Origin of the sequence: Nocardia sp. 2TAF39 (assembly GCF_052114905.1) — a bacterium.
Taxonomy (GTDB): domain Bacteria; phylum Actinomycetota; class Actinomycetes; order Mycobacteriales; family Mycobacteriaceae; genus Nocardia.
Genome location: NZ_JBFRFQ010000088.1, coordinates 1 through 10,750 on the forward strand (window position 1 = coordinate 1; position 10,750 = coordinate 10,750).

Consider the following 10,750-nt stretch of genomic DNA (forward strand, 5'->3'; position numbering starts at 1 on the left):
CCTGCGACGACTTCGCCCGCCGAGCCCACCGCTCCAGCGTCTGCCGCTCCTCGTCGGTCAACACCACCTCGGCCACCGGCCGACCCGTCCGCGCCACCAGGCGAGCCTACAATCCACATACTTAACGAATTCCCGGTGCGAGACACTAGATCGGCGATGAGCAATTCGACACCGTCATCGTCCTGACGAGCGCGCAGGCATTCATGCTGTAGAACGACTTTCACGTTCGGATATCGGTCGACTCCATCGCGGAGCACCTGCTCGAGTGCGGGTTGGTAGATGAACAACTGTGTGGGGTGACCGTTGCCGCGCGGCGCCGGAAGGAAATTCAGGAATGAGCGGCCTGTGTGGTCGACGAGCTCGAGCGGTTTGTCCGTCAGCATGTCCTGTTTGAGGCGCTCCGCCACACCGAGCCGCTGCCAGATGCGGATGACTTCCTCGTCGGTCGCGATCGCTCGGGCCCGGCTGTAGATGGACGCGTCTCGTTCGATAACGACGACCTCGAGGCCCAGTTGGCCGAGGAAGTTCGCGGCGGTCACGCCGGCCGGGCCGTAGCCGACGATCGCGACATCGTAGGAGTGCTGGACGGTCACGTCGAGACCTCTCGTCATTGGGGGTTGTCGACCCGGATGGCAAACCTTGGGGGTTGGTCCGGAGTGGCCACTACGGTATGATGATTTCATCAGAACGTCAATGAACCATCAGGAGTGTGGAGAGAATCAATGACCGACCGGCTGAAACTCCGGCACCGCCGGGCGAACGGCGAAGGGCCGCGTCACGAGATCCTCGCCGCCGCCGTCGGGGTCGTCGGTGAGCGTGGCGGTATGGTCGGCGGGAGGGAGGGCATGATCGTCGACATCGTTGCTCGTCGCGAGGCTACGGTGTGACCGATGGACCGCATCGACGTGCATCAACACCTGATCCCGCCGGATTACCGCGAAGCCTTGCGAAGGCATGGCATTGCCGCGCCTGGTGGGCGCGACCTGCCTGAGTGGAGTGCGGCTGCAGCGCGCCAGTTGATGGCGGAGGCAGGTATCGCCTCGTCCGTTCTGTCGATCTCGACTCCCGGTACGACATTCCTGACGGCATCTGTCGAAGCCGCAGCACTTGCCCGTTCGGTGAACGACTATGCGGCTGAGCTGGCCGGGCATGATTCCGGCCGGTTCGGATTCTTCGCCACCGTCCCGCTGCCCGACGTGACCGCGTCCGCCGTCGAGGCCGAACGATCCCTCGACGAACTCCGTGCCGACGGTGTTGTCCTGCTCGGCAACTCTCGGGGCACCTACTTGGGGGAAGAAGGCCAGGACGAGCTATTCGGTGTCCTCGATGAGCGGTCGGCCGTCGCGCTCGTCCATCCCGCAGAGCTGCCTTCGCCGGCCGTGCCCGGAATTCTGCCCTTCGCCGCCGATTTCCTCCTCGACACGACCAGGGCGGCATATCTGCTGGTCCGAAACGGTATTCGTCGTCGATATCCGAACATCCGCTTCATTCTCAGTCACGGCGGCGGATTCGTACCCTATGCCTCGCACCGCATGGCCTCGAGCATCTTCACCCAAACGGGTCGCAGCCCGGTCGACATCCTCGACGACTTCGCCGGGTTCTACTTCGACACCGCGCTGTCTTCGAGCGCCGCGGCGTTGCCGACGCTGCTCGCGTTTGCCGAACCGGGCCACGTCCTCTACGGCAGTGACTGGCCATTCGCCCCAGAGCCGACGGTCCACTATTTCAACGCCGGACTCGACAACTACCGGGGCCTCGATGCGATCACTCGTCGCGGTATCGAGCGATCGAATGCGACGGCGTTGTTTCCCAGGTTCGGGGCCGCATCATCGCCGCCCGAATCGTCACTGCTCACCCGGGCGAGACGGCGAGTTCGACAGCGCGTGTTCCAGGCCATCGCGCGCGCCGTCGCGGACCGTTGAGCAAAGTCTGGAAGGGGCCGGTAGGACTGCCCGAACCGGCCCGCATGTGCGCGGACCGATCGCCGCCGCGAGCGCACTCGTAGCGCGTTGCCAGGTGCGGTGCGCAAATGCTTGTCGGAGAGGCGTTCGGAGGCAACCAATGTGGCGGTCCATTCGGGCGGGGACGAGACTTCGGATTGCCTCTTTGTGCGATGTTGCCACTCGGCGATCGCCTAACTGTCGGAGGATCCTAGTTGGTCCACGGGCCTATATTGGTGCCGGATAGCAGTCGATCGACATTCATGGCTCTGTTCTTGGCTGCCATTGCTGCCAGTAGAACGGCCTGATCGTTCGGGTTTGCCATAATGCGGTCTGCGTGCACTTCCATATCCGCGGCGAGCCTGTTTCCGATGTAGAGGCGAGTGTCCTCGTCGGCTCTGGCGAAGTTTTCGATGGCGCCGGCGGCGCCACCGGCGCCGCGGACCCTGTTCACGACGCCCCCGGGGCCGATCACGTTCACGTGGGCACCGCCCACGGCGTTCTGGAACTCCTCGTACGTCCCGTGATTCTGCATGACTGCGTGGACCAGTGAGCCTGGGTCGTTGTCGCCGTAGTCGCGAGTGGGGTTCGAGGGTAGGCGGGTGCGACGGAGGAACAGAGCTGCCTCTTCTGCGGCCCGAGCTCGGTACGCCTCGCCTCTCGCGCCGGGGAGATGCCCGTTGAGAGCGGCGAGGTCCAATGCAGCGGCGGCATGTGCCAGGGGTGCGTACATGGCCGGGTTGTCCTCGGCACCCCCAGCTGTTTGTATGGCCGCTCGGCCTGCCCGTCTGATCTGGTCCGCGGTCCAACCCCCCGTACGGCTCCTGGCGCTGACGGCGGCCATAGCACTCATGGCCTCGGCCACGCTGCCGCCGACGTCTTGCACCCTCGTGACAGCTGCCGCAGCGGAGCGTGCGTTGAATCCTTCCATTCCTCCGATGTCTGTTGCTGCAAGGGCGGCATTATCGTGCGCTTGCGCCACCGCAATATTCCTGCCCGGAAATCCGGATATCGCCCTGTCAGGTACCTCTCCCAGAAGCATTCTGTAGCTCAGATAGTTCATGTCCTGCAGGGGCTTCGAATAGTACATGAACGGGTTTTGTCGCCGGAAAACCCAGGAGGCCGCGGGGTTTCCGTTGACGTCCGCGAGGAAATTCACTGATTTTCCGATGGCGTGGCCGGGTGACAGCGCGTAGCGGAGTGTTCCCTGGCCCGTTGTGTCACCGGTGAAGGTCGGGGCCGGTCTGCCCTCGAGTGCTGCGCGAACCTTCTCGGAAATCCGGCTCTGGCCACCGATCAGATTGAGATCGAGACGGCGCAACAGCACAAATCCTGCGATAAGCACTATGCCACCGACGAAAATCACCGCTATACCGCTGTCGGGCGCCGACCGGAAAATACTGTCCAGCACCAGGATGTAGCCACCTTCGAATGCGAACAGAACAATCAGCGAAAAGGCATCGCCGACCATGCCGACGAGGTTGCGGACCAAGAACGCCTGGGTGGGGCCGTATATGAATCCGCCTGCGGCAAAACCGAAAATAGCCAGAATGGCATGGAATATCGACGAGAGTGCGGCGAGGAAGATCTTGATCGAGAGGTAGGCCAGGAACAGCAGCAGAATCGCCCCGAAGATCAACAACACCAGGCCGGTACCGACTTGTCCGAAAGTGGGGTTCTCGATTCTGTCGTGGGCCGCGGTGTCGCCGCACCGCCGCATGCCTTCCGAAAGCTGTGATTCACTGCCGGCCAGGACCGCGGATGACCATGCCGCACGGCAGCTGGGCGAATCGTCGACGATCTGGCCGAGATTCCATACCTGCACCGGGTGCCGTGCGAAATTGTCGGCCAAGGTCGTGCTGAACCCGTCGACTATCGATTTCGGATTCGGAGTCGACTGGCCGTTCAATCCCGCGGCGACCGCTATTCCGACATCGCGCCCTTGCGTCAGCAGGCCGTCCGACGACAACACATCGGCCATCGGATGTGCAAGATAGGTGGCGCCGGACAAGGCAACGAAAAACATTACCACGACCTGCGTTACGGCTTTGGCAGGGTGTCCTCGCAGAATGAAAACCGCTACGAAGACCGCACCGATCGTGACCGCCACGACCAACATGAGCGGGGTGGCTAATGTACCCGTGAGGCCGTCGGCGACCGCGGTAAACGGTTTGCCGAGCCAATTCAGCCAACCGAAATCCGCCACGAACAGCGCCAGCCAGATGGCGCAGATCACCAAGACCATGAAAATCGCGAAGAGCAGCCCCAGTACGATCGATACCCCGTTGCCTTTCAGGTTGAAAAAGCTGGGTTGGGTAGCGAAGATGTAGCTCGACAATGGAACTCCGGACGAGTCCTTCGTGCCGGTCCAGGAGAGCCCGTCGATGGTGGATGTGCTCCCAGCCAAGGTGGCCGTGTCGGTGCGCCCGCCGGCCGCGCCGCTGGCGACGGTTGAGGCCACCAGTACGAAGAGCAAGGTGATCAGGAGGCGGACGGTGACGCGTCGTCGCCGGGTGGCACGGGCCCAGACACGACACCGCTCCACTACGGCCCGCAGGGACCAGTCCATGTCCCACGCGCTCGAGCTGTGGCGGTTGGAGTCCGGGTCAAGCCTCATGAGTAGTTGCATATATCTTCACTCCGCACCCTGGACCGGGACCTAGATTACGCCATTGTTGGTACATCATCAAACGCGCCGTTAGTTGTCGGCTCAATATTTTCTGACATAACGGATATGTAACGGTTGAGCTGTGGCCGCCTCGTCGGCGCCTCGAGGTGGTGGTAACGCGCCCGACCGAAAATCAGCACGCGCTCACTGGAATTGCTGTCGTGCCGGCCCGCGGTGTCGATGGACGGCACGGTGGCGGATCGGGGTCGCACGTCCCTCGCGAAGGGTTTCGCGGCGATGCCGGATGGGCCTGCATTCGCCGCCGTGCAGAATCCGGCTTCAACCGAGTGGGCCTCGGCGATGGTGACCGACTCGGCCAGACCGTCGTGGCGGTATGTCCGGATATCGGTTGCCGCGTTGGGTGCTGGAGATGGTGTGGTGGTTCGGGTTTCCTACGTGCTGTGGGATCCGGACCAGATCGATGACGACGTGCTCGCGTTGATGTTCATCTCCTGCCACCCCGTGCTGTCGCGAGACGCGAGGGTGGCGCTGACCCTGCGGGTGGTCGGCGGTCTGACGAGCGATGAGGTCGCCAAGGTGTTCCTCGTCCCGACCGCGAGCGTGCAGGCCCGGATCACTCGGGCGAAGAAGACCCTCGCAGCGGCCAGGGTGCCGTTTACGGTGCCGCCTCCCGAGGGGCGGACCGAGCGGCTCGGCTCGGTGCTCAGTGTGGTCTACCTGATCTTCACCGAAGGGGCCTCAGCCAGCTCCGGTACCGATCTGATTCGCTTCGACCTCGCTGGCGAGGCACAGCGGCTAGCGCGGGTACTGACCCGGCTGGTGCCGAACCGGCCCGAGGTCCACGGCCTGCTGGCTCTGCGCGAGCTGACCGCAGCGCGCTTTCCGGCCCGCACCGACCGGACGGCGAGCCGGTGCTGCTGGAACACCAGGACCGCCGCCGCTGGGACCGCGCCGCGATCCGCCGGGGCCGAGCCGCCCTGGCCCGCGCGGAGCAGGTCGGCCGAGGTCTGGGCGCCTACGGCTTGCAGCCGGCAATCGCCGAATGCCATGCCGTCGCTGCGTCGGTGGACGTGACGAACTGGGGGCGCGTCGTGCTCGTCTACGAGGCGCTCGGCCGACTCGCGCCGTCACCGGTGGTCGATCTCAACCGTGCGGTGGCGGTCTGCATGGCCCGAGGACCGACTGCCGCGCTGCCGATCGTGGACGAGCTGGTGGCGGCCGAGGCGTTGTCGAACTCGCACCTGCTGCCGAGCGTTCGCGGGGAGCTGCTCACCCGCCTGGGACGCACCGACGAAGCGCGCACCGAACTGGAGCTCGCCGTACGGCTTTGTGGCGCGAGCGGGGGTGCTGCAGTGTAAGCTCGCCGAACTCGGCTGACCTCGTACCGCCGGCACCGAAACGCATCACGAGTCGAACAGCGACTGTCCTAGGTAACCTCCCGGCGCCGGCACCCCGGGCGGGAGGACGAATACCGCGGACCCGATCGGTGTCGTCCACACGTTGAGAGCGTCGAACTCCGCGAGGCGGCGCTGAACCGGGAGGAATTGGGCGTCCACGTCGCGTTGATAGGCGGCGAAGAGCAGACCCGAGTTCGAGGTCCGACCGGGTGCCGGTGCGTCGTCGTAGTTGTAGCCCCGTCGCAGGAACCGTTCGCCGTCGTGTGCGTGATGGGCACGTGCGATATGCGAGGACGACGGTATGACCGGGATGCCGGTCGCGTCGGTGGCCGCGAAATCCGGCTCGTCGAACTCATCTGTGCCCGTAAGGGGCGCACCGTTGGCGAGGGTGCGCCCGATGGTGAGCTCCCGTCCCTCTCGGTCGATTTCGTCCCAGGTGTCCAGTGCCATCGCGATCCGCCGCAGCACACATGAGGTGCCGCCCGCCAACCATGGCTGGACACCGCCGTCGTCCCACACCAGGCGCGCAAAATCAGGGGAATCGGGCGCGAGATTCACCGTGCCGTCGACCTGACCCATCAGGTTGCGCGGCGTCGTTCCCGGGGCGGCGTCGCGGAACCCGCGCTGCATCCATCGCACGGTGACCAACGAGGACACGCTCCGGCACAGCACACGCACCGCGTGGGACACCGTGGTCGCCTCGTCGGCGCAGACCTGCAGCAGCAGGTCGCCGCCGGTCCAGGCCGGTTCGAGCCGATCGATGTCGAACCGCGGCAGCGCGCGCAACCAGGACGGCCTGCGGTGCGCGAGGCCCGCGACGGTGAACACGACGGGTCCCAGGCCCAGCGTGACCGTCAGCCGAGCCGGGCGCCGCGCGAGCTCGGGTTCGGTATCCGCGAGCGCGGGGCGACCCTGGGTGAGCCTGGCGGCGTCGTCGGTCCAGATCTTCAGCACGCCGACGAGGTCGTCGCGGTCCGTGCCCGACCTCAGATCGAACGCGACGAAGGTCGCGTGCGACTGCGGGGCGGTGGCGACACCCGCCTGGTGCGGTCCGTAGAACGGCACAGTCGCCGGTAGCGTTCCGGATTCGCGCCGTCCGGTCAGCGCGACCGCGCCCAGCCCGATGCCCGCAGCGCCCGCCGCGGCGGCACCGCCGCCGAGCAGACGCCGTCGGTTGAGCCGTGCGGGTCGCGGTCCGGTCTGCTCAGCCACTGTGCGCGGGGGTCTGCGCTGGGGTGCCGTGCTCGCCGCTCGCGTGGTCGGGCACGTAGTTCTCCTGGTTGCCGGAGAAGTCTCGCACCTGGGCGGTGAACGTCGTGGTCGAGCCGTCCTCGAAGGTCAGTGTGACCAGCGTTTCGGATCCCGTGCGCAGCGGTCCGTTCAAACCCATGAACATGATGTGGTCGCCGCCTGGCCGCAGCCGGGTCGTCCCGTGCGCGGGGATCACGAAGCCGCCCGGCTTGGGGCGCATTGCTTTCGTTCCGTTCGCGTCGGCGACCACCTCGTGCAACTCGATGCGGCTGGAGGCGGGGCTCGATGCCGACACCACTGTGCGCGGTGTATCGCTGCCATTGCTCAGATCGCCGAACGCCGCTGACATTCCGCTGTCGGCCGCCTTGACCCACTGGTCGGTGATGGTCACGGCGTCCGCGGACTTCGCGGTATCCGGCTTGTCGTTCGACGAGCAGGCGACCAGGAGGAAGGGCACCGCCGCGGCGGCTGCCGCGCCGCGCAGGACACGAGAGGTACGCGAACCAGCGCGGGGCGATGGAAAAGTTGTGATGCGCATGCAAGCTCCGATGATGTGAGATTTGTTGGTTCCGCCGCGAGGGCGGTGTGCGGACACTGGTCCGAGCGGTACCGGCTCGTCGGACTGCCGGACCTTCCTTCCGATCGCTCGGCGTGCGCGGGCCTGATCGCGGTGGTGCACGCCGGGAGTCGTCGGCGTGTTGTGACTCCGCCGTGCGCGAGGCCGGTCCGAAGAGCGCTCGGGTGCCGATCGTCCAAGGGAGGAGTCCGCGGAACACGAGACTCGTGGCGTCCGCGTGCGCTGTCTGGCGCGGCGGCGAAGTGGACGCGATCCCTACCCAGCGAGGTTTCCCGCGACATGGTGACCGGTCGGCCTCCACAATTCCGCAGAGGAGCGATCCACGCGTAGTAGCCCGGGCGAACTACGAAAAGTTCCGTGCGGCATTGGCAACGGTGTTCGCGGACGACGCGAAGAAAGGTCAGCGCCGGGTAGGTGGGCCGCGTAGGCCGAACCCCGAGCAGACCAGCAGACGCCGCGGACCAAGGCGAGGGCCGCCGATCGCGAACGAGCAGATCCGGAGGGGCGCGGTGGGACCGTCGGACAGGATGCGCACTGTGCGCCGCATGTCGCACGCCGCCCGCAGCACCCCGTGCTCCGCGGCGCGGATGAGCAGCGCGCCGACCGGAACGGCCGCGAGGTGGGCACCGAGCATCACCGTCGGTGTACCCGCGTCGTGTTGATGTCCGTCGGACAGGGTCAGCGCGATGTGCGTGACGGTCTGCCCGATCGCCAGCATCGCCATGGCCTCGCCGACCCCGTGCCGGTTCGGTCGGGCAGCAACCAGCACGCCCACCGCCGTACATGTGGCGATCAGCAATGCGGTCGAGGACGCACCAGGGGAGACCGCTCCGCCACCGAGGCTGTGCGCGGCGATGCTCACGGCACCGGACGCTGATCCGACAAACGCTCCGCGCAGCCGCGCCGCCACGTCGATCGGATTTCGCACCGGTCTATACTACTGTCCGTCGTAGTAGCCGTCCGCGCCGGATCGAATGTGCGACTATGTTTCCCGGTTACCGCCGATCGCAGCGCATACTGCGCGAGCGCGACAGACGGCACGGCCGATTCCGCACCGATCTGAACGCGGCGACATGCTGCTATCGCCCGGGAGGGCTTCGGGCCAGACGGAACCCGAGGTCGTCGATGCGGAAGGTCGGGCGACTTTACCGAGTCTGCCGTGTGCGCCGCGGTGGCCGCTGTGGTCTGCTCGATGGAGGGCGATTCACCGGGTGATGGCCGCGTGGGCGAGGTTGTGGTCCGATACCCCGTCCATGTCGTCGACGGTCAGATCGGTGACAAGGGCGCCGCGGACGGCCACGTGATCGATGTGCTGAGACTTTGTCCCGGACTCGCGCGGGCGAGTCGGGAGTCCGCCGGGGACGCCCTCGGCCACGACGAAATCATCGCCGAGACCGGCGGCTACAGCAGCGCGGTCGGTATTGAAGTCGCCGAGTAGGACGGTGACGTGTTCCGTTGTGGCCTTGACGAGTTCGGTCAGTCTGGCGAGTTGGGTCGCGCGTCGCCGGTCGCCGGTCACATGAGTGGCGATCACGACCAGCCCGGCGGCGTCGACAACGAGCGCGCCTTTTGCCGGGGTCCTGTGCGAACGACTCGGTCGCGAGTTCCCTGCTCGGCTCCTCGGTGAGCACCACGAGGTATTCACCGCCGTCGAGCAGGGAACTCGGTACGCGGCGCGGCGTCGGAAGGCGCTGATACCGCATGGCGTGAAAGGTCCGGTCCGGCAATGCCAGTCGCAGGCTGGCCAACTGATCCCCGCTGACTTCCTGTAGCGCGATGACCTGCTCGGTCCGTTCTGCCACCCGCGCGGTGATCGCGGCGATCCGCGCGCCCTCGTCCGGCCATCGAGTTGCCACGTCCTCATACCAATTCTCGGCATGGACGCGATGCAGAACGTTCCAAGTGGCGACGGTGATCACCTTGGCGATGTTAGGACACTCGTTTCGCTGAATCGGAGTGAGCTGCGAGCCGCAACCGCGAAGGTTGGCCGCTCTCGGATGCCTGCCTTCGACCTCTGCGGACGCTCTTGTCGCCGAAATCGGTCCGGTTCGGAGTATCCGGCTAACGGCGGATCCGACCCCGAGGAGGTCCTTCCGGGGCGTCGGATGTTTCTACGAGTTTTTCGGACATGGCTGTCGTGATGAATCCGGGGATGGTGGGGGCAAAGATTTTGAAGTAGGTGTCGATCCATTCACGGCGAGATTTGAGGAATGCGAAGTCGGTGGGGGCCATGTGGCGTACGGCGAGCATAGGCAGGGGCGCATCGAGCGCCGGGAAGGCCGGGTTGTGCAGTCCGGGGGTTGTGCAACCCGGATAGAATTGGCCGAGCATCAGTCCTTTGTCGACGAACCGGGTTTTCTGGTCATGTTGAACAGTGTCGATATCGGCGTATTCGGTGAGGTCGGGAAAGACCGCGAGGACGGCTTTGTACAGAGAATCGGGTGGGTCACGGGGTGGCAGGGCGGGGAACAGGTCGTACACGTCATCGATGATTGCGGTTAAGCGCTGAGTGTCGATGTCGCGACCGTCGAAGAATGCGGCCCACAGGTATCTGCGTGCGATGGCGTGGCTGGTGTAGGGGCAGACGGGGCCGCGTCGGCCGAGGTCCGGGTGGGGTTGGCACAGATATTCGCGAGTCCACCGCCGTAATTCGGCAGCGCGGGGGTGCTCGGCGACACGAGTTGCCGGATCGGGGTCGAATAGGGTGGTCGGCTCGACGCCAGAGCGGGCCCGAACGATTCGGTTGGTGTTCATGATCRGATCGYTCTCGCTGAGGAGGCGGCCTCCGGTGTGGTGGTAAGAGTGTGGCGGAAGTGTTCGGTGAGGATGTGTCCGATGGTGTGGAGTGCGTCGGGTTCGGTCATTCGGGTGTGTTGGGTGGGGATGTGGTGTTCGGTGATGCGGCCGGTGATGTGGTTGTTCCAGGCGAGGGCTGGGGAGGGGTCGTGGTTTGTGT

Annotated in this window: 10 protein-coding genes and 1 pseudogene; 3 read left to right on the forward strand and 8 right to left on the reverse strand. The window is 65.6% G+C overall.

All coding sequences use genetic code 11. The annotated features are described in order from the left end of the window. On the reverse strand, positions 1 to 593 hold a 593-nt coding region (locus AB4Z47_RS30010; RefSeq protein WP_441955974.1), incomplete at its 3' end, for an FAD-dependent monooxygenase. A 129-nt stretch (positions 594 to 722) separates the two neighbouring features. On the opposite strand from AB4Z47_RS30010, the gene AB4Z47_RS30015 reads away from it, so the two are divergent. Further along, the gene (locus AB4Z47_RS30015) at positions 723 to 887 is read left to right on the forward strand and encodes a hypothetical protein (RefSeq protein ID WP_441955976.1); all 165 of its coding nucleotides are present in this window, start codon (positions 723 to 725) and stop codon (positions 885 to 887) included. A 3-nt stretch (positions 888 to 890) separates the two neighbouring features. Continuing rightward, the gene (locus AB4Z47_RS30020; protein ID WP_441955978.1) at positions 891 to 1,922 is read left to right on the forward strand and encodes an amidohydrolase family protein; all 1,032 of its coding nucleotides are present in this window, start codon (positions 891 to 893) and stop codon (positions 1,920 to 1,922) included. A gap of 229 nt (positions 1,923 to 2,151) precedes the next feature. Here AB4Z47_RS30020 and AB4Z47_RS30025 read toward each other — a convergent pair whose 3' ends face one another. Continuing rightward, positions 2,152 to 4,509: a hypothetical protein gene (locus AB4Z47_RS30025; RefSeq protein ID WP_441955980.1), complete on the reverse strand. Its 2,358-nt coding sequence runs from the start codon at positions 4,507 to 4,509 to the stop codon at positions 2,152 to 2,154. A 495-nt stretch (positions 4,510 to 5,004) separates the two neighbouring features. On the opposite strand from AB4Z47_RS30025, the pseudogene AB4Z47_RS30030 reads away from it, so the two are divergent. After that, positions 5,005 to 5,927: pseudogene (locus AB4Z47_RS30030) on the forward strand (RNA polymerase sigma factor); the annotation flags it as partial. 45 nt (positions 5,928 to 5,972) lie between these two features. On the opposite strand, the gene AB4Z47_RS30035 reads toward AB4Z47_RS30030, so the two are convergent. The 6 genes from AB4Z47_RS30035 to AB4Z47_RS30060 form a co-directional block, all read right to left on the reverse strand. Next, the gene (locus AB4Z47_RS30035; RefSeq protein WP_441955982.1) at positions 5,973 to 7,178 is read right to left on the reverse strand and encodes a Dyp-type peroxidase; all 1,206 of its coding nucleotides are present in this window, start codon (positions 7,176 to 7,178) and stop codon (positions 5,973 to 5,975) included. After that, on the reverse strand, positions 7,171 to 7,755 hold the full coding sequence (locus AB4Z47_RS30040; protein WP_441955984.1) for a copper chaperone PCu(A)C: 585 nt from the start codon (positions 7,753 to 7,755) through the stop codon (positions 7,171 to 7,173). Before AB4Z47_RS30040 ends, AB4Z47_RS30035 begins: the two co-directional genes overlap by 8 nt. A 439-nt stretch (positions 7,756 to 8,194) precedes the next feature. Next, entirely contained in the window at positions 8,195 to 8,722 is a 528-nt protein-coding gene (locus AB4Z47_RS30045) for a hypothetical protein (protein WP_441955986.1), read from the reverse strand. A 276-nt stretch (positions 8,723 to 8,998) separates the two neighbouring features. Then, complete coding sequence (locus AB4Z47_RS30050; protein WP_441955988.1) at positions 8,999 to 9,328, reverse strand: hypothetical protein; 330 nt, start codon at positions 9,326 to 9,328, stop codon at positions 8,999 to 9,001. A 527-nt stretch (positions 9,329 to 9,855) separates the two neighbouring features. Continuing rightward, complete coding sequence (locus AB4Z47_RS30055; RefSeq protein WP_441955990.1) at positions 9,856 to 10,548, reverse strand: DUF6875 domain-containing protein; 693 nt, start codon at positions 10,546 to 10,548, stop codon at positions 9,856 to 9,858. After that, on the reverse strand, positions 10,545 to 10,750 hold a 206-nt coding region (locus tag AB4Z47_RS30060), incomplete at its 5' end, for a hypothetical protein (protein WP_441955992.1). The genes AB4Z47_RS30060 and AB4Z47_RS30055, both read right to left, overlap by 4 nt.